19 protein-coding genes are annotated in these 19,938 nt (G+C 45.5%); 9 read left to right on the top strand and 10 right to left on the bottom strand.

Annotated features, from left to right (window positions below):
• Positions 1–135: 135 nt before the first annotated feature.
• Positions 136–1,584, bottom strand: coding sequence for an OmpA family protein (locus MY523_RS01455; RefSeq protein WP_250657036.1), 1,449 nt, complete (start codon positions 1,582–1,584; stop codon positions 136–138).
• Between the two features lie 221 nt (positions 1,585–1,805).
• Between MY523_RS01455 and MY523_RS01460 the strand changes: the two genes are divergently transcribed.
• Together MY523_RS01460 and MY523_RS01465 are read left to right on the top strand one after the other, a co-directional pair.
• Positions 1,806–3,917 carry a mechanosensitive ion channel family protein gene (locus tag MY523_RS01460; RefSeq protein WP_250657037.1) on the top strand — a complete coding sequence of 704 codons (2,112 nt, stop codon included), beginning with the start codon at positions 1,806–1,808 and terminating at the stop codon, positions 3,915–3,917.
• A gap of 30 nt (positions 3,918–3,947) precedes the next feature.
• On the top strand, positions 3,948–4,919 hold the full coding sequence (locus MY523_RS01465; RefSeq protein WP_250657038.1) for a zinc transporter ZntB: 972 nt from the start codon (positions 3,948–3,950) through the stop codon (positions 4,917–4,919).
• Positions 4,920–5,030: 111 nt separating this feature from the next.
• Here MY523_RS01465 and MY523_RS01470 read toward each other — a convergent pair whose 3' ends face one another.
• The 3 genes from MY523_RS01470 to MY523_RS01480 all read right to left on the bottom strand — a co-directional run bounded on the left by MY523_RS01470 (position 5,031) and on the right by MY523_RS01480 (position 7,759).
• Positions 5,031–5,585 carry an outer membrane beta-barrel protein gene (locus MY523_RS01470; protein WP_250657039.1) on the bottom strand — a complete coding sequence of 185 codons (555 nt, stop codon included), beginning with the start codon at positions 5,583–5,585 and terminating at the stop codon, positions 5,031–5,033.
• Positions 5,586–5,873: 288 nt separating this feature from the next.
• A complete protein-coding gene (locus tag MY523_RS01475) occupies positions 5,874–6,452 on the bottom strand; it encodes an adenine phosphoribosyltransferase (RefSeq protein WP_250657040.1) in 579 nt (192 codons plus the stop codon).
• An 11-nt stretch (positions 6,453–6,463) separates the two neighbouring features.
• Positions 6,464–7,759: an NCS2 family permease gene (locus tag MY523_RS01480; protein WP_250657041.1), complete on the bottom strand. Its 1,296-nt coding sequence runs from the start codon at positions 7,757–7,759 to the stop codon at positions 6,464–6,466.
• 318 nt (positions 7,760–8,077) lie between these two features.
• On the opposite strand from MY523_RS01480, the gene MY523_RS01485 reads away from it, so the two are divergent.
• Positions 8,078–8,392, top strand: coding sequence for an alanine-zipper protein (locus MY523_RS01485; RefSeq protein WP_250657042.1), 315 nt, complete (start codon positions 8,078–8,080; stop codon positions 8,390–8,392).
• A 92-nt stretch (positions 8,393–8,484) separates the two neighbouring features.
• Here the strand turns inward: MY523_RS01485 and MY523_RS01490 are convergent, their stop codons facing one another.
• The 4 genes from MY523_RS01490 to rimK form a co-directional block, all read right to left on the bottom strand.
• Positions 8,485–9,501 carry a L,D-transpeptidase family protein gene (locus MY523_RS01490; RefSeq protein WP_250657043.1) on the bottom strand — a complete coding sequence of 339 codons (1,017 nt, stop codon included), beginning with the start codon at positions 9,499–9,501 and terminating at the stop codon, positions 8,485–8,487.
• Positions 9,502–9,641: 140 nt separating this feature from the next.
• A complete protein-coding gene (locus MY523_RS01495) occupies positions 9,642–10,082 on the bottom strand; it encodes an ATP-dependent zinc protease family protein (protein WP_250657044.1) in 441 nt (146 codons plus the stop codon).
• Positions 10,079–11,134, bottom strand: a complete 1,056-nt coding sequence (locus tag MY523_RS01500; RefSeq protein ID WP_250657045.1) for a succinylglutamate desuccinylase/aspartoacylase family protein — start codon at positions 11,132–11,134, stop codon at positions 10,079–10,081. Before MY523_RS01500 ends, MY523_RS01495 begins: the two co-directional genes overlap by 4 nt.
• Positions 11,135–11,145: 11 nt before the next feature.
• Entirely contained in the window at positions 11,146–12,051 is a 906-nt protein-coding gene (rimK, locus tag MY523_RS01505; protein WP_250657046.1) for a 30S ribosomal protein S6--L-glutamate ligase, read from the bottom strand.
• 234 nt (positions 12,052–12,285) lie between these two features.
• On the opposite strand from rimK, the gene MY523_RS01510 reads away from it, so the two are divergent.
• The 4 genes from MY523_RS01510 (at position 12,286) to MY523_RS01525 (ending at position 14,834) form a co-directional block, all read left to right on the top strand.
• Complete coding sequence (locus MY523_RS01510; RefSeq protein WP_250657047.1) at positions 12,286–12,876, top strand: hypothetical protein; 591 nt, start codon at positions 12,286–12,288, stop codon at positions 12,874–12,876.
• A 33-nt stretch (positions 12,877–12,909) separates the two neighbouring features.
• Positions 12,910–13,791, top strand: coding sequence for a LysR family transcriptional regulator (locus MY523_RS01515; protein WP_250657048.1), 882 nt, complete (start codon positions 12,910–12,912; stop codon positions 13,789–13,791).
• A 272-nt stretch (positions 13,792–14,063) separates the two neighbouring features.
• On the top strand, positions 14,064–14,459 hold the full coding sequence (locus MY523_RS01520; protein ID WP_250657049.1) for a hypothetical protein: 396 nt from the start codon (positions 14,064–14,066) through the stop codon (positions 14,457–14,459).
• Between the two features lie 21 nt (positions 14,460–14,480).
• The gene (locus MY523_RS01525; protein ID WP_250657050.1) at positions 14,481–14,834 is read left to right on the top strand and encodes a MaoP family protein; all 354 of its coding nucleotides are present in this window, start codon (positions 14,481–14,483) and stop codon (positions 14,832–14,834) included.
• A gap of 252 nt (positions 14,835–15,086) precedes the next feature.
• Here the strand turns inward: MY523_RS01525 and MY523_RS01530 are convergent, their stop codons facing one another.
• A complete protein-coding gene (locus MY523_RS01530; RefSeq protein ID WP_250657051.1) occupies positions 15,087–17,303 on the bottom strand; it encodes a hypothetical protein in 2,217 nt (738 codons plus the stop codon).
• Between the two features lie 765 nt (positions 17,304–18,068).
• Here MY523_RS01530 and MY523_RS01535 point away from each other — a divergent pair.
• Together MY523_RS01535 and MY523_RS01540 are read left to right on the top strand one after the other, a co-directional pair.
• Entirely contained in the window at positions 18,069–18,386 is a 318-nt protein-coding gene (locus MY523_RS01535; protein ID WP_250657052.1) for a hypothetical protein, read from the top strand.
• 6 nt (positions 18,387–18,392) lie between these two features.
• A complete protein-coding gene (locus MY523_RS01540; RefSeq protein ID WP_250657053.1) occupies positions 18,393–18,899 on the top strand; it encodes a hypothetical protein in 507 nt (168 codons plus the stop codon).
• A gap of 138 nt (positions 18,900–19,037) precedes the next feature.
• On the opposite strand, the gene MY523_RS01545 is transcribed toward MY523_RS01540, so the two are convergent.
• Positions 19,038–19,871, bottom strand: a complete 834-nt coding sequence (locus tag MY523_RS01545) for an SDR family oxidoreductase (RefSeq protein ID WP_250657054.1) — start codon at positions 19,869–19,871, stop codon at positions 19,038–19,040.
• Positions 19,872–19,938: the final 67 nt, after the last annotated feature.

Below are 19,938 nucleotides of genomic sequence, written 5' to 3' on the forward strand. Positions count from 1 at the left end.
TGGTTCTTATACAGTTCCTGCGTGCTGCCGTATGTCGGAACCAAGCCCCTACGGAACAGCTGATTAACTGTTCCGCAGGGGCTTGCTTGTAGCTTCGTGGTGCTGCTTAGCTTAACGGTGTTGTTGAGCTTGGCCTTATGAGGTTCGTTGCAGTTTATCGTTGATAATGAGTATCTCTACTCTGCGATTAGCCGCTCGGCCTTCTTCTGTTTCATTACTTGAAACCGGTTTTTGTTTCCCGTAGCCCTTGAACTGAATTCTATCCATCGGGATATTGCCGACCTGGTTTAGAAACTTGGCGACCTTTTCAGCGCGGGACTCTGAAAGGCTCATGTTTAAATCGTCACTTCCAACATTATCTGTATGGCCTGATACCACAACTTTTGCATCAGGGAAGGTTTTGATTGCTTCGGTTATTTTATTCAGGAGCGCAAAGTTCGTAGACTCGATTTCGCTTTTTCCTGATGGGAAATAAAAGCCGTGAGCTCTGATTAATACATCATTGGTTTGTCGGTAAACTTCTGCTTCATTCTGTTCAAATAGCGACTGAACAAAGGCAAACTTGGAGGCTGAGGCTTCATTTTCCCGTTGTTCAAGCATAGAAAGCATCAACGCTTCTTCTTTCTCTCTTTCTAGCTGACGTTTGCCTGCGCTCGACGCTTCAAGCTCTCCCAGTAGGGCTGCATTTGCATCCAGAATACTTTGTATCTCTGCGTTTAACCCTTTGATCACATCTTTGTTTGGTTGGTTGTAAGCGACATCGTTGTCGATAGGAGAAGCCAGCATTGAGATTTGCTGCTGATACCAAAGCACTTTGTCTTCTTCTGAATAATCGGAGGAATCAAAGTGTTGCAGGGTCTCTGCAATGTGATTAGCCCTTTCGGTGTACCAAAGTGATTTGTTGGCATGGGTCTCAGCTTTCTGTAGGTCTGTTCGGTCTGCATCCAGCACATCAAGTGCGAGTTTGTATTCCTCTTCGGCTAATTTTAGTGTTTTTGGTGCAAGATCATCGATGTCATTCTCTTTTGCATTGGCCAGTGCTTGTTTGGCGTCTTCAACGGTATCGCCTTTTAACGCAAGCAGCTCAAGTTGTTTGTACGCTTCGGTTAATTCGGTACGCCCACTTTTGGCTTCCACTATTTTGCCTGACTCAATCATCGAAGTCAGTTCCAGCAAGTCTTCTTCCGCCTCCTTAAATTGTGAGTACTGCCTGGTATTTGCCTGAGCAGAAATTGCCTTTCCGCGCGCTTCAAGCACATACTCAAGAATATCTCTCGATTGCAGCGCATTGGTCTGGGCTGCAGATAGCTGCGACAACCCTTCGCGGGCGAAGTCCTCTCCTTTGGGGTTATCGCTTGACGCCCATTCGACGGCTTCAGCGTATGACTCGCTGGCCCGTTTGAAGTTTTTTGGCGATAGTAGATTAACCTCTTCGGCTTCAGCTTCGGCAAGTTGGCTTTTTAGCTCGGCCACAGCAGGGTACTGCTGGTGCATGGTAGCCTCAGTTAACACCGTATTTGAAGAGCAGGCTGAAATAACCAGAACTAAACTTACGATTAATCCAGCGTTCCGTAACATGTTCATCGTCATATCCCCTATGTACTCGTTCAGGTTTATGGAGTTCAGTGCACTAAGTTTAGGCAATTCTCAGTGGAACTTTCTGTCCTGCTTAGAACAAATACCCATTAAAGCGTGCCCTGTGACGCGAATTAGCTATACTCTTACGGTTTATAGAAATGACTATTTGCCAATGAAATAACGTATTTTTATGATGTGGTGATAGCGATGACAAGTGGAGAGAGTGGGTGCGAAGTATCTTATTAATAGTGTTGATGTGTTGGTGTGGGGCATCGGTATGGGCTGTGGAGGATGATTCAAAGAACCTGAAATACACGCCGATATCCCTTAGCGCACTCAGTGCAGACTGGTGGACAGAACTTGAATCGCTTTCAATCGAAAACAAATTGGATTATCTGTCGTTGTTAGAGCAGGACATTAAGCGTGAACTGAAAAAAACATCGCTTGATGAAAACAGTGAAAATGCCGCGTTAATACCACCATTGATACAGCAACTATCTGTCCAATACAGCAAGGCGGAGAGTGCAACCCCGGGTATTGAGGAAACAAAAGATGCGCTGGTCCCACCGGAAACAGTTGAACAGTGGCTGGCGTTTTATAATCAAACCTATCGTTCTGAGCGTGATGCTGCCCTGTTGACGGAAGAATTGGCGCGATTAACGCTGTTAAATAATGAGCGTGATAAGGCTATTTCCCGGCAGCTGGTCGATTATCGACGTCTTGCCGAAGGCTCAAAGGAGCGAGCTGTTCTTGCGGTTGAGATATTACGCTTGCAGCTAACGGCGTTAATATCCAGCGAGCGCATGGGTCATCTAAAAAAACGTCAGAGCTATTTGGAAAAGAGATATAAAGGGCAGCAAACGCTGCTCGAAAACGCTATTACGCAGCTTAAACCTGACCCCAAGAAACGCCAAATCTGGACACAGCAGAGGAGTGTGCTGTTAGAGGATATCAAGGCTGGCAGCAAGTCACTTTACCCGTTAGAACAGGGGGTGGGGTATGAGCCTGATATCCTTCCGCTACAGGTTAGACTTGAAGCGTTGGCTCTTTCCGCAAAGCTGGCCAACCAAACCATTACGTTGGCATTAATTGAGTTGAAAACAGCATTTGACAGCGCACTAGAAGGCGGCAATGCAGCATCGTCGGCTCCTCAAGAAACCGTCTTAAAACAGTGGGGCGTGCAAAAAGGAAAATTGAGTGCTCAATTTAATGACTTGTTTCGAGCTATGAATGAAAGCAGTGACCAAATGTCTGACACTGAGCGCTCTCAGGCGTGGGCGAAACTTCAACAGGCGCGCCAGTACATGCATGAAAGCGAGCTGCGAGAACGTGAAGTAGAGCGGCTGTTAAAAACATATCGAACGATATCGGGAGAGCGTAATGGGGGCTGGAAGAGTGGTTTAGCTCAAACGGTTTCCTGGGGGCGCTCCGCCGTGGCGGTTGTGGGAGAGGTGCTCTATTACCCGCTGTTTTCAATCAACGAGTCTCCAGTTACCTTGAAAGACCTGGTTTGGGTGTTGCTGGTGATGGTGATTGCCATCCTGATCTCTGCCCATACCCGTAAGGCCTTAGTACGCTTCGGTGAAAGCAAGAAGTCTATCTCAGAGTCTTCTCTCTTCACCATCGGGCGGATTCTTCACTATATTATTATTGTTTCGGCGGTGCTTATCGGATTTACAACGTTAGGTATTGACCTGTCAAAGTTGGCGTTAGTGGCAGGCGCGTTGAGTGTTGGTATAGGTTTTGGCTTACAGTCGATCTTTAACAACTTTATATCCGGTCTTATTTTGCTATTTGAGCGGCCATTGAAAGTGGGAGATTTGATCGAACTGGAATCCGGTGTGCGCGGCCGGATCAGATCGATCAATGTGCGAAGTACTCAGGTTGCAACCTGGGACAATATCGATATTCTGGTACCTAATTCAGAGTTCATCAGTGGCCGGGTCACCAACTATACCTTTTCAGATGATCTTAGAAGGCTGCATATACCATTTGGTGTCGCCTATGGAAGTGACAAGGAGTTAGTGCGTAAAGCGGTACTGGAAGCAGCAGAGAAAGTGCCTCATACATTGACTAATCATGACCATCAGGCGGATGTGTGGTTAATCAACTATGGCGACAGCAGCCTGGATTTTGAGTTGGTTGTTTGGGTAAAAGGTAATACATTACCCAAACGTGGCAATCCCAAAGCCATTTATCTTTGGGAGATCGAAACAGCGCTTGCCCAGTATGGTGTTGAGATTCCATTCCCCCAGCGAGACCTGCACGTACGATCTGTGGATACAGCCATATTTTCATCTCTAAACCCGGTTGATAACAAGAAAAATACGCAGAGTTAAACAAAACACTGCTAAATTAAGAGGCTCAACGTGGATAAAAACTCATTGATTTATGGCTACCGGCTGAGTGGGCCAAACAAAGGAAAACCTATTAGCGGTGAAGAAGTTGAACAAGGCGTCTCTGATGAAGGCTGTAGTTGGCTGCATTTTGATTATACTCACCCCGATAGCATCGCGTGGATTAGACAAGAAAGCGATTTGGAGCCGGTGGTTATTGATGCCCTTTTAAGTGAAGAAACTCGCCCACGCGCCACTTACCTGAAAGGCGGGGTGTTGATATCACTGCGTGGCGTCAACCTCACTTCTGGCTCTAACCCAGAAGATATGGTGGCTATTAGGGTCTGGATTGATGAAAAGAGAGTGATCAGTACCCGCAAAAGGCCATTGCTGTCGGCACAGGACATTGTCGCGCTGATTGATGCAGACGAAGGCCCTGAAACACCAGGCGAGTTTGTAGCAACGTTGGCTGCTCGTTTAATTGCCCGAATGCAGGATACGATAGAAGATACTGAGGATAGGGTTGCCCAGATTGAAGAAGAGGTGCTTACGGCAGAGTCTTACTCGTTGCGCAGCGAGATTGCAGACTTAAGGCGGCAGGCAATATCGTTGAGACGTTATCTGGCTCCGCAGCGGGAGGCAATGCTGCAATTGCAGAGTGAGAAAATGGTGTTGTTTAAGCCGGATGATCTTGTTCGTTTAAGGGAGACGACAGATCACCTGATTCGATACATTGAAGATCTTGACTCAGTGCGAGACCGCGCGGCAGTGACTCAGGAAGAGCTGGTCAACAGGTTATCCGAGCAGTTGAATAACCGCATGTATGTACTGTCGATTGTTGCCGCAATTTTCTTACCGTTAGGGTTCTTTACCGGGCTCTTAGGCATCAATGTCGGGGGCATTCCGGGGGCAGAAAACCCTGACTCGTTTATGATATTTATATTGTTCTTAGTGGTTGTGGTCAGCCTACAGGTATGGCTATTCAAGGTTAGGCGGTGGTTTTAATGCGACGGCTTGGCGCGTCATGTGTGAGGTTTTATTCCGCGATAGCACTCTGCAATAGTACCTTTCGATATTGCCCTTGCCCCTGGCCGCAGGGGCAATTGGTTTAGGCTGTTAGAAAACAAATCCGAACAGTAATCCTCCGCGATCAATATCAACCCGATCCTTATCCAGCACTTTAACGTATTCCAGGCCAAGCATTAAGCGGTCAAAGTAATAGATGGCACCTGCACCATATGAAAGTGAGAATTCGCTATTTTCATTTTTGGACTGAAAGCAGAAAACACCGCAGATGGTTTGACTGGTCTCTGAGGAGACATGGCTTGCGCCGATCAGAGCATAGGTATTTAACCGGCCAAAGGTATATTGTGGCTTAAAATACAGCGAGAAATAATGATCCAGAGAGTAGCTTTTGCTGCCAGACCGATCTGATCCACCAAAACCAAGGCGCCCTTCTATACCCATGTTAGGGTGAAATGTTGCACCGCCGATGAGGTCAAAGGTGTACATCTCGAACTCATTGTTCAGGTTGTTTTCTTCAACCTCAACCCAGCCTTGTGCAATCCCGAAATACGTCCCCAACGTGGAGAACTTTTTTTCTGGTGCTGCCATTGCGAAGGCCGAACTCATGGTTAATACAGCGACTATCATCAGTACAATGCGTTTCATTGCTTTCTCCCTTTTAGCACTTTTTAACGTCGTATTTTTGTATGTCTTCGTATGCTCTGTTGTCGCGCAAAGACCTTGCCGGGTACAAATGATGGCCTATAGAAACACGATAGTACAGGCGTATTTATTGCGGTAGACGCGATTTAAATCCAGTACATGCAACTTAATGTAGTACATGCTACTTAATTTAGTACAGGCGACTTAGTGTAGTACTTCACCGGCGTAAGTCCAGAATATTCACAAGGAACTTAAATGTTCTGGTAGATGCAATCGGTACGCTAAATTAGATTAACCGCCTTCGAACTGGCAAACGCTATAAACCGCCAAACCTTTGTCTTGAAGTTTTCTGGAACCGCCAAGATCTGGCAGGTCAATAATGGCTGCCGCTTCAATGATTTCTGCCCCGAGCCGTTCAATTAACGAGGATGCAGCGAGCAGTGTTCCGCCCGTTGCAATCAGGTCATCAACCAGTATTACTTTGTCACCCTGCTTAAAGGCGTCTTTGTGGATTTCAACTTCTGCTTTACCGTATTCCAGCTCGTAGCTCTCAGACACCGTATCGAATGGGAGTTTACCCTTCTTGCGGATTGGCACAAAGCTGGCGTTAAGTTCATAGGCCAGCACTGAGCCAATGATAAACCCTCTTGCATCGACGCCCGCGACGGCATCAATGGACAGGTGGTGGTAACGGTGAATGAACGCGTCTATTAGCTTTCTGAATACCGTTCGGTCTTGCAACGCCGTGGTGATATCCCGAAACATAACACCTTGCTCCGGCCAGTCTGGCACAGTCCTGATTGCGTTTTTCACCACATCGCTAAAGTACTCTTCGCTTAAGCGGAGGCTTTCATTAAGTTTATTATCCATGACCAACCCCTTTAAGCGCCCAAAAATACAAACTTAAGAATAAACAGTATCGAAATAAGTACCAGGCTGATGTTCAGAGCGCTGAGCTTTCCGCTGAAAAGTTTGATTGCAGTATAGGCGATAAAGCCAATGGCGATTCCGTTTGCAATAGAGAAGGTGAGCGGCATCATCAGTGCGGTAATGGCGGCAGGTGCGGCTTCGGTAATATCATCCCACTCAACATGCGATAAGCCGCTTGCCATTAGTACCGATACATAGAGCAGGGCAGGCGCGGTTGCGTAGGCCGGTACGATAGAAGCAATTGGCGAGAGAAACAGGCAGAGCAAAAACAGAATTGCAACCACGACCGCAGTTAAGCCTGTTCGGCCGCCCGCAGAGATACCCGCGGTACTTTCGATATAACTTGTGGTTGTTGATGTGCCAAGTGCTGCGCCGCCCATTGTGGCAACACTGTCAGCCATTAGGGCTTTGCCGAGACGAGGAAGTTTACCGTCTTTGTCCAGCAGCTTGCCTTGGTGAGCGGCACCAATAAGTGTTCCTGAGGTATCAAACAGGTCAACAAAAAGAAACGCAAATACAATGCTGACTAAACCAACATTCAAAGCGCCTGATATATCCATCTGCATAAATGTGGGGGCCAGGCTTGGAGGTGCAGAAACGAAACCTTTGTATTCAATCATGCCCAGTATTAATGCAATCACGGTTATTGTGATAATGCCAATCATTACTGAGCCGGTTACGCGCCGGTAGGCAAGGGCACAGATAACGAAGAAACCGCCAAGCGTCAGCAAGCTGGGCATGCTCGTGACATCTCCCAGTGAGACAAAGGTCGCAGGGTGGTCAACGACAATACCTGCATTTTTGAGCGCAATCAGCGCAAGGAAAAAGCCAATGCCTGCCGAGATGCCAAACCTCAGTGACAAAGGAATACTATTGATTATCCATTCGCGCACTTTGAATACGCTTAAGAAGAAAAATATCAGGCCGGAAAGAAAAACGGCCCCGAGTGCCACTTGCCAGGTGTGCCCCATGCCCTGTACAACCGCAAAAGCAAAGAAGGCATTGAGCCCCATGCCTGGTGCCAGTGCAATAGGATAGTTCGCAAACAAACCCATGATCAAAGAGCCAATGGCTGCCGCGATACAGGTGGCGGCAAAAACAGCACCATAATCCATGCCAGATGCCGACAGAATGTCTGGGTTGACTACAATAATGTAAGCCATGGTGAGAAAGGTGGTAACACCTGCAATTATCTCTGTTTTGACATCCGTGCCGTGTTCTTTCAACCGAAATAGATTTTCTAGCATGAAATTGGACCTGTTCGAACGAAAAAAGGAGCAGATTTTAATCATTCGAAGCTATTCTTTAAAGCACAATCATTAAGAGTATGGGAAATAAATTTGAAAAAAATATTTTTATTCTGGTAAATTATTGACTAGACTCAGTATTTGTCCGCTAGCGGCCAAAAATTATAACAGCTTCTTTTTATGTATACTGCCTTAAGTATATACAGATAACGTTACGTATATAGATAACGTTAGGTATATAGATAATGCAATGCGTAGACAAAGACGCTTAATGGAAAGTCATCTAAAAAGCATACTGCTAAATAATGGAGTGAAACAATGTTGAAAAAAATAGTCGCGTTAGGTGCTGTAACTTCAATGGCTTTGGCAACAGGGTGTGCTAGCTTGTCTCAAGACGACCAGGCAACGCTTAACACTGCTGCTCAAGAAGCTGCACAGGCACAGAGCGCTGCGAACTCTGCGAAAACGGCTGCAGGAGCAGCAATGAGTAAAGCGACTAGCGCAGAAGGTAAAGCAGACGACGCTTACCGCAAGGCTGAGGAAGCGTTAATGATGGCTCAGGAAGCGATGAAGAAAGCAGAAGCATCAGCAGAGAAAGCTGAGCGTATGCTTAAGAAAGCAAGCAGCAAGTAATTTGTTAGGGCTAGTCTGGCACTAGCCAATGAACTTCCGGCTACTCATTAATGGTAGTGAGTGAGCGGTACTGAGTGAGTGATACCGAGTATCTAATTAATGGTGTCGGGGGTTGATAGAGGGCTGACGGCAATGACGTCGGCCTTTTTATTGCCAGCCTTTTTCTGAGCCACAACGTTGTTGGCATTGCTTATTGTCGACGCTTTAACGCCAATATGTTGAGGAATACCCAGCGGGTTTTTTATCGCATTTTCAATGGCGTAAATATCCAGGTCAATGGCCCCAAGGCGCTTTTCCAGCCGTATCGTTTGCTGTATTACCTTCTGAACCATCTTTTTGTCGGATATATTGTCTGCGTCGTCCAGGTGCAATTCAACATAAAGGTTATCTCCCTTCATGCCCAGTTTAATCGGTTCTTTAATAAACCTGACGGGCGTTTTATTGGGAACTTGAAAAACCAGTTTTGAAATATCGTCATTGTATAAACGGATACAGCCATGGCTTACTTTGGTGCCGATACCAAATGCTTTGTTGGTGCCGTGCAAAAAGTAGCCGGGCAGGTCGAGCTTAATAGCGTAAGGCCCTAGAGGGTTTTCCGGCCCAGGAGGGAACATCCTGGCCATCTCCTTGCCATTCTCCTTCAGATACTCCGCGCGTACTGACGCGGGAGGATACCAGTTTGGCTTTTCGAGCTTGAGCTCTACCGTGGTTTCGACCAGAGGCGAAGGGGTTTTCTGAGTGCCAATGCCGACGGGGTAGGTGATAACTTTTCCCCCCTCTTTGGGGAAGTAGTAGAGTCGATATTCATGCAAATTAATGACGACGCCTTCACGAATACTGGGCAATATATACTCTGACGGCACAATGACTTTATTGCCCTCGCCAGGTAGCCAGGCGTCTACGCCGGGGTTAGCAGTGACAATCTCATTGAAACCAATATTGTTTGATTCGCCAAGGTCAGACAAGGTGTCTTCGTATTTTGTCGTTACGACTCTTTTCTCACCAATAATGTCGTGTTGCTGGCTCCAGGAAAATTCTTTCGCGGTTGAAAGAGAGGTAGCAGCAGAAAGGATAACTGAAATACCGAGAGTCGTTAAAGAGCGAGCCATTTTTCGATTATGCACTTCAAAGTTTGTTCGTTGAGTGGTCTGCGATTCACCTATACCGCAACCCCGACATTAGTTGAACCATAACGCCGTCAGAGCCATATGTCTAGAATCATGCTTATAAATCGTTAATGAGGGCAGGGTCAATCCTGTTTTAACAGGTACTCTTTTTCAGGGTCTACAATCAGGCGTCCTTCCATTGCCTGGCGACCGAGCAGCATCAGGTATGACATCTCAGAACGGTCGGTTAGCGTCAGTTCTATCGTCCACTCCTTATCGCCTAGCTGAATCCTGGTGTCGATAACGCACCTTTTCTGGCGGGTGGCATTTGAGCTTTTTATCTGTCGCTGGCCTTTGACTTTGGCTTCTCTTTTAACAATGGTGGTGACGCTGTGAATATCGGGGTGAATATCAAAGCTCACCCAAAGCTCGCCATCGCGTTCAAACTCTTCAATATTATCAACATGAAGGGAGGATGTTTTGGCTCCCGTATCGACACGTATGCTGAGAGCGTCTATTTTTAAGTCTGGCAGGCCACACTCCTCCAGTGACCCGACCAGTAATTTATCGTCAATTTTTCTCATTTTTGTTCATTGCCTTCTTTATATTCAGCTATGCCGGTTGTATCTTGAGGAACTAAATTATCGTGCATGATTTCCAGGTTTTCGGCCACATCATCAGGCTTTTTGAAGTAGGCGATGTGGTACATGGCTTCACCTTCCTGGGCCAGGGGAATGTTTTGTTTCCCGATTATAATCCCCTCTGCATTGCTGACGACACTGTCGAGTACCTGCCCGAAAGGATCTTTAATGGTTGCAAGAAGGTCGCCTTTAGCGACATGATCTCCCAACTGCCTCTTATGGCTGACAAAACCGCTATCGGTGGCCCTGATCCAGCCGCTTTGCCGTGCCACAAATGGCTCAACTAAGGCGGATTTTGATCGCCTGGGCGGCAATAGCGCCAAGTGCCGCATCACATTGATAATGCCTTTATAACCCGCCCGGATAGACAGTTCATCAAACCTCAGGGCCTCACCGGCTTCATAGAGCAGGATTCTAACGCCGAGTGAGTCTGCACTTTCCCTTAAAGAGCCATCTCTCAAGTTCGAATTAATCAGCACAGGCAAGCCAAATGCTTTTGCCATTGCCAGTGTTTTTTCATCATCCAGGTTCGCTCGTATTTGCGGTAAATTGCTCCTGTGTATGGCCCCGGTATGAAGGTCAATGCCATAGTCACATTTGGCCACAATCTCATTGAGGAACAGGTGTGACATACGGCCAGCCAAAGACCCTCTTTTTGACCCTGGAAACGAACGATTCAGGTCGCGCCTGTCGGGTAAGTATCGACTCTGATTGAGTACGCCATAACCATTAACAAATGGCACCGCAATCAGGGTTCCTCTAATCGTCTTGATCTGCTTGCTATTAATCAGTCGGCTGATGATCTCAATCCCGTTGAGTTCATCTCCGTGAATAGCGGCACTGACAAATAGAGTCGGGCCGGGCTTTCGTCCTCGTCTAACAAACACCGGAATAGCCATACTCGTATCGGTGTAAAGTTTTACTGCTGGCAACTCTATTCGTTTCGTTTCGCCGGGCTTTATCTCAATACCGGCAATTTCCAGGATGTCTGCCATCTCGTTATCTCTTAACCTTTGCCCTTGGTTTTAGTGCTGTTTAGTTTCGCTGTCTTTTCAATATAGGGGAAAATCATAGAAGCGACATCTTTTCCGGTGGCTAATTCGATACCCTCCAAGCCTGGCGAAGAGTTTACTTCCATTACGACAGGGCCATCCTTCGCGCGCAGAATATCAACGCCGCACATGCCAAGCCCCATGGTTTTGGCCGCATCAATCGCTGTTTTGCGCTCGGCAGGGGACAAACGAACCAGTTCAGCGGAACCTCCGCGATGCAGGTTAGACCTGAACTCCCCCGCAGCCGCTTGTCGTTTCATTGCCGCGACTACTTTGCCACCAATGACCAGACAGCGTATATCGGCACCGCCTGCTTCTTTAATATATTCCTGTACCAGAATGTTGGCCTTCAACCCCATAAAAGCTTCGATAATGCTTTCTGCAGCTTTTGTTGTTTCTGCCAATACCACGCCGATACCCTGAGTGCCTTCCAGTAGCTTGATTACCACTGGAGCGCCACCGACATTCTTAAGTAAGTCACTGATCTTGTCTGGGTGGTGAGCAAACCCGGTACGAGGCAAACCAATCCCTTTACGAGAGAGCAGTTGTAAAGAGCGCAGCTTGTCTCTGGATCGGCTAATAGCAACCGACTCATTAATGCTGAATGTCCCCATCATTTCAAACTGCCTCACCACGGCCGTGCCGTAGAACGTGACAGAAGCCCCTATGCGAGGAATAACCGCATCATACCTGGGCAGTGGTGCACCTTTGTAACGAACCGATGGTCGGCTGCTGGTGATGTCCATGTAGCAGTGCATGGTGTCGATAACATCCACCGTATGACCCAGCGCTTCCCCTGCTTCTTTCAAACGGCGAGTCGAATATAAATTTGGGTTACGGGATAAAATAGCGATTTTCATAATGGTTGCCTTAAAGTGTGTTGTTGGACTCGCCAGTTAATATCAATTGAACTCACTGATATTGCGGGAATTCTGCGTCAGAAATATGAAACGGTAAAACAAAATCTATTTGTTGTTACGACAAAGAAAACTTGATGTATATATCATTAAAAGAAAGCGAAAATAGATCACTAGACCCTAGACCAGCTTGTTAGAATTTTATAAGCCCCGATGTTTGTTTTGACTGATATTGCTATGAATAACGATAGTGTTTCGATGACGAAGTGCGATAGGCCTGTATTGGTCGATACTTATCGCAATCATAAGATCACAGCCTCTGTTGAAGCGGGTATTTATGTGGGAAAAGTATTCAGCAAAGGGACTCAGTTAGCCTACTGTGAAGCGCCTGAGCGGGCGCAGGCCGAGCAACACCTGCGTTTAATTGTTGATCGTGATATTGAGAAAAAGTGTCAGAGCAGAGGACAAACCCCGGTTTCATCTGATGAGTTACAGGCTGCGCTAGTTGAGATAAAAGCGTACTTGGAACCCGGCCACATTTCCATGTTGAGAGGGCACTATCAGGCTGAGCATGGCGCGATAAACCTGGAAGAGTTGGCAGTGTTGGGGCACTGCGCATCAACCACAGAGGTTTATTGCATTTACGCAAATATTGCTCGCTGCTTGTGTGATGAACTGGCTTACAGCCCTCCAATACAGCATAACGGGCGGGATCCTATGCTCTCTATGTTGTTGCAGGCATCAGATGATGACTCGTCTCCCCGGAGTAGTCTCTATGTAACGCTGACATCAACGATTAGGGATGCACTTATCGCTGTTCAGTGGTAGAGACTTTTAGATATTCAGTGTTAAAGTAGACGCATGGATATCGAACTATTACGCACCTTTCTGGAAGTTAAAAATACCCGCCACTTTGGTAAGGCCGCAGAGAACCTGTACCTGACCCAGGCAGCCGTGAGCGCCAGAATAAAACAGCTTGAGAGTATTCTTGGCGCCCCCCTTTTTACTCGCTTCCGTAATAACCTGCAATTGACCGTAACCGGCGAGCGCCTGATCAACCATGCGGAAACAATATTGCTGGCATGGGAGCGAGCCCGGCAGGATGTATCGCTGAAAAAACGCCAGAAGCATGTACTTTCACTAGGCGCGACCAGCGGACTTTGGGACCTGTTGATGCAGGATGTGCTGCACGTAACCCATTGCTCACTGCCTGAACTGGCACTCAGGGCTGAAGCTCATGGGCCGGAAACCTTGATCAGGCACCTGATGGAACGAACCCTGGATTTGGCTATGATTTATGAGCCTGCCAAGTTGAATGATCTGGTCTCTGTGCCAATCACGCCTGCCGAATTGATTCTGGTCAGCAACAAACCGAATCAATCACTGGAAACGGTGATGTCTCATGGCTATGTTTCTGTTGATTGGGGGCTGTCATTTCATATGAGTTATGCGCAGTCTTTTCCAGACGCGTCTCCTCCGGTTCTTCATACCACATTGGCCCGAATAGCCTTGGAATTTATTTTTAAGTACGGCGGCAGTGCTTATCTGCCATACCGAATGGTAGCTGAATATATGGATACGGCGCTGTTTCAAGTTGATGAAGCCCCGGTCATTTCACGCCAAATTTATGCCTCCTACCACCGCGAAAACAGCCACACTCAAGAGATCGAGTCGATTTTAGATGTCATTCGCTCTCTTGAAGTGCCGGTAGAGGATGGTAGTTTGGATACCATAGAAATTTAGTTAAGCGAGAGCTTTTCACGACTACTGCGCTTACAAATACAGCGTTAAAAAATGACTCAAAATGGTGCGTTCTCCTGGGTCGACCGGGACTTATTACACATAAACTGCGCTTTTTCTTCATTTTTTGCCTTGTCTTTACTTCGCTCGTAACGTCGTGCAAAGGTCTCTAAGCGTTATTAACTAAAATTTTTTATCGTAATAACAAAAAAAATTAGTTTTCCTGTTTGCAAAGCCGAATACATAATCCTCTAAATAATCTATGAGGATTTGCAATGAAACGTTTTGCTTTGCTTCTATCTATTGTGCCGTTTGCATACGCCAATAACCTCCCGGAAAGTGCTGATCAAGAAGGTGATGCTCAAGAGCAGGCTGTCAGGGCAGACGCTGGTTATGAACGCACAAGCTATGGTCTCCAGCAGGCAAAAGAGTATTGTCAGTCCATGCTTCAGGATGGCACCCCCGATTCGGATGCGAATGATTTTGTCGACCAGTGCGTATCAGAGCAGATGGCCTATGTTGATACGGACGAGGATTATGAAATATCGGAACCTGATTGTTATCAACAGATTGATAATATTGTGCAGGATAAACTGGAGAATGACCCCGATAGCAGCTATGACTATGACCAGCTGCTAAATAACTGTTTAAACGGTAGTAGCGCTAATTAATCGCCATTGGAGGATACGAGTATGTCCATTGAACTTTTTGCTTCGCAGTGTGAGTTTTATGATGCCGTCAACTTCCCGCATGGGTTTCGACGGTCAGGTGAGTTTACCCTGGCTGAGTCCGATATTTTGAGCCGCTGTGGTTATACCATCAAGCAACTCATTAATAAAAGGCTGGAGCCTCAAAACGAGGAACAGGAACGCATACTAAAAGTGATAACCGGCGAGGTTGAAGCAACCTCCAATGTAGAAAAAGCCTGGTCAAAATACCTTTCAAAGACCAGCCAAAAAGCCCACATGAAGCGGTGTATCTTGTCAGATGTTATCAACGATGCAGACTACTCATCCGATGACTATGCTTACGACGATGAAGCATAAGATTGCAGTCGGCAGCGCCGAATAATACCTAACGACCAAGTAACTCAGTTATTGGCATTTAGCTGTATCAGAACAAGCTAAATGCCAACGTCAAAGGTGCCTTCTGTGGACTGTTAGCGACTGTAGAAGTAGAGGCTAACAGCTTCGGATGAGTCTTGGCAGACATTGTCCATATTGCCCTCACCAAATGCTGGCATTTGCATGGGAGAGGGGCTGCTTTTTTCATTTGGAATTTCTATGGGGCGTGCTTTTCTACTTAAATAGTGCAATCAAATTTCTTTCAAACCGCTTAATTTCATCACTGTCGCAAGCAAACTTATTTCGCATTTTTCCAATGCCTGCCATTGCTGACTTTCTCAAATCCTCATTTCCCTGGCTAGCAAATAACCCTGTTAATTGAGCACTCATTGACTCTGGACTCATTTTTCCTACTCTATTAAATACCCCAGAGAACTCCTGGTTTACCTTGTACTGATTCACTGACGTGGAGCCATAGTATCGAGCGGTTTCAACCCCTAGCAAGTTGGTAAAAACCATATCAGGCTCATATCCTATTACATAAAAAATAGCCGGAGAGCTAGATAAACATTGCTTAGAATATCTTTCATATTCAAAAAGATATTTGGCTGCAACGGAATCCTGAATTCGAACGTTCTTATGCATATTCGCCATTGCATCCGTCATTTGATTTCCATAAGAGCCAAAAAACCTTTTGAGACCCGCGCTTTGAGCAAGATTATAATTTTCGTTGATGCGGCGTACTAGCGAAGGCTTCCCTTGATACACTGCATTCAAGAACGTCGCACCAGGGAGGCCGTCAAATGGGCCATTCACCACAGGCATTGGCTGTACGTCCGCTGATGAATAACGTTGCCTTTCTGGTCGGTCAGGTTTTCTCAAGCCAACTTCAATTTCCCTTTGCCTGTTCTTCTCATACTTCTCAAGTGCTAATGCGTTTTGAGCTGCCCTCTGCTTTTCACCGGCGATTCTTCTTTGCTCCAGTAAATCAGATGACGCTTTCAGCGCCCCATTGTGTATCTCTTCAATCTTACTTCCTGGTACTTCGGCTGATGACATCAACATAGATGTTGTCGCATCCGGTGGTGTCATGGAGTGCTCGTTAGAGCCGTTGATAATCGATAACAGATACTCGGTTGGCTTAGCACGTTTAAAGGCTGCTCGTACCGTCGACTTTTTATAGCGGACACCTTTAGGCGGAAATTTAAGGGGAAATTGAAAACGAAGTTTTTTAAACTCCGTATCCATATAAACAGGGGTATGAAACCTGGATCGAATGCTGACATGAGTCGATGAGCATTTGTTTTCATATCCATTTTTCAAGTTAAATAACGCTACACCGTTTTCATCACTTAATGACACTGGGTAGAAACAGTTTTCGGATAATGCCAGATACCCCTGCATATAACTGTAATCACCGTGCTTTCCGGTCCACAACGCCAATGCTGCCTGGTTTACTGAACCATCTACTTCTATTACTCCATCCCATGAGCCAATGAATTTATAGCTATAATCATTGAAATTCAGTTCATTACTAAACAAAGTATTTAATAGGCGTTTATTATTTTTCAAATCTGACAGGTACTCATTAGCAGCCTGAGACAAAGAGAGCCTATCGCTATTATTTAGATAAAAGTCTTTAAGCTGTGCCAGGTTGCCCGTAATTTTTAGCTGTCGTTTCAGTATAAGAGCCTGGTCTGCAGGGATGGCCTGCTTCTCAACATGTTTATCCGGTTGCCATGTCACTTTCAAAGAATCATCAGTATTAATAGCAAAATAACCATAGGCAAATGCCGTACAGCCTTCATCATGGGCTACAATTTTTATTTTTCCATTGATACTTTGCTGAGAATAAAAGGCGTTCTCACACCCACTGGATTCATTTAGACTTTGTATATATAAACTATTTGGTGTTGCGAGGCCTTGCGGAAATAGAAACCTGAAATCGAAGGATTTGCCTCCATAAGCGCCGCTGACATTTTGAAGGACTGGAGTTGTATCGAACCTGTCTCCATGCAGCTCTAACGCGGCTTCCAACTGCCTGGCAAAAACATTTGACTTCTGCCTCGACAAAATACTTTTTTGTTGATCAACACTTTTTTGGAAATAGCGCCCTTTTACTCGGAGACTGTTGTCATCCAATAACCTCAGCTGAACATTTGGCAGTATATGCTTATGGGGGCACTCACCAAGCACACTATTTTCAACTAACTTTAAGTTTATTTCTGAGTTTCGCCTATTGCTCAACGCTACATTTTTTACAGAAAAAATGCAGTTTTCTTTTTCATGAAACATATAACCAGATACTATTCCATTGGCATCTCTTTCTAAGGTGAGAGCTACAGGATGGTTTGTATATTGATATTCGACATCATACTCCCATTTGGATATGCCATTTTTCTCTACATACTTACGACTATTTATGGTTTTTGTTGTAACAAGTTCACCCATCCAAAAACCTGCAAATCCAGGATTAACCTCTGCATAGCCTGGGCTGTGAACGAAAGTCAAAATCAAACAGATAAATGTATAAAACTGACGATGAAAGCGCATTGTGGGGCCTCGAGTTACTTATTCATTCAGCGAATAAAAACTACTTATCCGGTAAAGGTTTGGTGATGATTTTTGTTGATATTTAGATCATCACCTGGCCAACCCCAACAAGACAAAATTAGTCGCAAAGTGGTGTGGTAGCGTGTATGTTTAGCTTTCCCTACCTGCTTAAGCGAGTCAATGCTTTTTTTAATTCAACTTATTATTGCTTAACAATCAACCTAAGTGGGATAGCTACCTTCATTAAATATAATCTTTGAATTGCCTTTGGGTGAAGTTGACTGGTATTTGTACAGATTCAATTCCAATGCCCATTTCCTGGTGAAAAAATGCCGTAAAACCGGGTTAAGTTGGCTCTGGGTTTAGGAGCTAATGTGACTAATTTGCCAATGAAATTCTGTGGTTTCGAAACAAAGTACGTGGCCCCATTGCTGTATGGTAACTTCCGCAGATATCATCTCCATCTGCCAGGTAGTTGCAATAATACAGCGGCAGCATGACGTTGATAGTGATTACGAAAAAGAGTCAAAAGATTAGTGCTGGTGGTTACCTGTTATAGAAGTGGTGTATCATCGCGGTGGTGATGCTTCACATTAGGAGGCAGCTGATATAGGAGTGAGTGGTAAAGACTGATTCTGTACCACTAAAAAGGAGAGTAATAATATGGATATTTATGAACGTGAATATGTTGCGGCTGTCATTAATTATTTTTGGGGGCCAAACTTAACAAATGCGCATAGTGTAAATGAACCTGCCGCGCAGATTGCATTTGAAGCCTTAGCTAAGGCAAATGTCTGTTCTGATTCTATGGATTTAGTTCCTCGCCCAACGCTGATAGCCAGTCCAGGTTATGTCGTCAAGCAGTTGTCTAAAATTGGAAAAAGAATAATATCAGGCGATACGTCAATCTATAACCTGTGCAAAGGTGCGGTTGGCATGGGTTATAAATCACATATTCAAATTGCGTTGATGGGGGGATAATAAACAATGTCTCGTTTACTATTTATATTGTTTGGTATGTTGATCTTCCCTATGTCTGTGTTAAGTGATAATTCCAGTGTGAAGTTCATTTATTCTGGGTTTGATTTTTATATTCCTGGTGGCGCTTCAATTATTGGAACCAAAGGGGGGCGCGAGAATTTTACTTTTTTCCGCTATGGCTCGAATAACGGTAAAGAATTTCTCGCGTTTAGTGATATATCAAAAGATGACACTATTGAGTATGGTTGTGACGTTCAGGAGTTCTATGCTCAGCTTGCGGGTAGAAGTAGTTCGAATAGTTGTTCTCAGTCCGAAATTGCGTCCTTTAAAAAGTACTTTGTCGGTAACTCTGATACAGGCGAGTGGAGTAATACTGACTTTACTTCTTACTACTTTTCTAACAATGAACACTCTTTTTTGTTTGTATTTAAAGACGATAAAGTTATTAAGATAGATTCTGACTTTATGGATAAAAATGAACTAAAAAGAATAATTAGCCAATACGTTGATTGAATAACGTGATGTTTGCGTAAGCAAGGCTAAGAGCTTTGCAGTCACGAACCTTCTTGTAAGCACGGTCTGCCATATAGAGTTGATCTGTTAACTATATTTGGTTAACAGATCTTACCGCTTTACCAGATTTTTAGTTGCCTAATCCGCCACAAATAAGTCGGTCATCAGCGGTTTATCGCATTCAGGGTTATAACGGTACTGGTCAAAATCCGTTACGCCGCGCTCGCGAAGCAGGGCTTCATCAATAATAAACTCACCGGTGAGTTCACAGTTTTCAGTGGTGAGTATTTCGTATGCCGCATCGGCCATTATTGCAGGCGTTCTTCCTCTGTCCAAGGTTGCCTTTCCACCCCCTTCGAACTCAACAGCGGCCGTTGAGATCACCGTTTGGGGCCATAGTGAGTTAACTGCAACACCGTGCCGTTTCATCTCTTGCGATAACCCTAAAGTCAGCATCGACATACCATATTTGGTGATCGTATAGGGGGAGTAGTGAGCAAACCACTTCGGGTCGAGATTTAATGGCGGTGACAAACTGATGATGTGGCCCTGATCAGACTTCTTTAACCATGGCAGTGCGGCTTGTGCAGTTGATAGCACCGCCCGTGAATTTATCTGGGTCATCAGGTCAAAGCGTTTGAGAGGCAGGCTGGTGGCTCCCATTAGCTTGATTGCACCTGCATTGTTAATTACCGCATCGATACCGCCAAAGGTTTCAGCGGCCTGTTTCATCGCGGCCTTGACGGCTTCGTCGTCACGCACATCTATTTGAATAGCAAGCGCTTTGCCGCCTGCTTTTTCAACTTCTTCGGCAACCGTAAAAATTGTGCCTGGTAGCTTGGGGTGGGGCTCTGCCGATTTTGCCATTATCACCACATTGGCACCATCTTTTGCGCACTTCAGCGCAATTTCTCGACCAATGCCGCGGCTGGCGCCGGTAATTACAATTGTTTTATCTTTTAAATTAGCCATTTAAGATTGCCTTTCGAATTTTTGATTGTTCATTAAAAGTCTGCCTGTGACCAAGGCGGCTTGGTGC

Origin of the sequence: Alkalimarinus coralli, from assembly GCF_023650515.1 — a bacterium.
In the GTDB taxonomy this organism is placed as follows: domain Bacteria; phylum Pseudomonadota; class Gammaproteobacteria; order Pseudomonadales; family Oleiphilaceae; genus Alkalimarinus; species Alkalimarinus coralli.

Bases quoted from the DNA above. Each gene is read 5' to 3' on its own strand.
- MY523_RS01520 (WP_250657049.1), top strand. From the start codon at position 14,064: ATGAAACGTTTTGCTTTGCTTCTATCTATTGTGCCGTTTGCATACGCC.
- MY523_RS01490 (WP_250657043.1), bottom strand. From the start codon at position 9,501: ATGGCTCGCTCTTTAACGACTCTCGGTATTTCAGTTATCCTTTCTGCT.
- MY523_RS01540 (WP_250657053.1), top strand. From the start codon at position 18,393: ATGTCTCGTTTACTATTTATATTGTTTGGTATGTTGATCTTCCCTATG.
- MY523_RS01525 (WP_250657050.1), top strand. From the start codon at position 14,481: ATGTCCATTGAACTTTTTGCTTCGCAGTGTGAGTTTTATGATGCCGTC.
- MY523_RS01510 (WP_250657047.1), top strand. From the start codon at position 12,286: ATGAATAACGATAGTGTTTCGATGACGAAGTGCGATAGGCCTGTATTG.
- MY523_RS01530 (WP_250657051.1), bottom strand. From the start codon at position 17,303: ATGGGTGAACTTGTTACAACAAAAACCATAAATAGTCGTAAGTATGTA.
- MY523_RS01470 (WP_250657039.1), bottom strand. From the start codon at position 5,585: ATGAAACGCATTGTACTGATGATAGTCGCTGTATTAACCATGAGTTCG.
- MY523_RS01535 (WP_250657052.1), top strand. From the start codon at position 18,069: ATGGATATTTATGAACGTGAATATGTTGCGGCTGTCATTAATTATTTT.
- MY523_RS01515 (WP_250657048.1), top strand. From the start codon at position 12,910: ATGGATATCGAACTATTACGCACCTTTCTGGAAGTTAAAAATACCCGC.
- MY523_RS01495 (WP_250657044.1), bottom strand. From the start codon at position 10,082: ATGAGAAAAATTGACGATAAATTACTGGTCGGGTCACTGGAGGAGTGT.
- MY523_RS01475 (WP_250657040.1), bottom strand. From the start codon at position 6,452: ATGGATAATAAACTTAATGAAAGCCTCCGCTTAAGCGAAGAGTACTTT.
- MY523_RS01480 (WP_250657041.1), bottom strand. From the start codon at position 7,759: ATGCTAGAAAATCTATTTCGGTTGAAAGAACACGGCACGGATGTCAAA.
- MY523_RS01485 (WP_250657042.1), top strand. From the start codon at position 8,078: ATGTTGAAAAAAATAGTCGCGTTAGGTGCTGTAACTTCAATGGCTTTG.
- rimK (WP_250657046.1), bottom strand. From the start codon at position 12,051: ATGAAAATCGCTATTTTATCCCGTAACCCAAATTTATATTCGACTCGC.
- MY523_RS01500 (WP_250657045.1), bottom strand. From the start codon at position 11,134: ATGGCAGACATCCTGGAAATTGCCGGTATTGAGATAAAGCCCGGCGAA.
- MY523_RS01545 (WP_250657054.1), bottom strand. From the start codon at position 19,871: ATGGCTAATTTAAAAGATAAAACAATTGTAATTACCGGCGCCAGCCGC.
- MY523_RS01455 (WP_250657036.1), bottom strand. From the start codon at position 1,584: ATGAACATGTTACGGAACGCTGGATTAATCGTAAGTTTAGTTCTGGTT.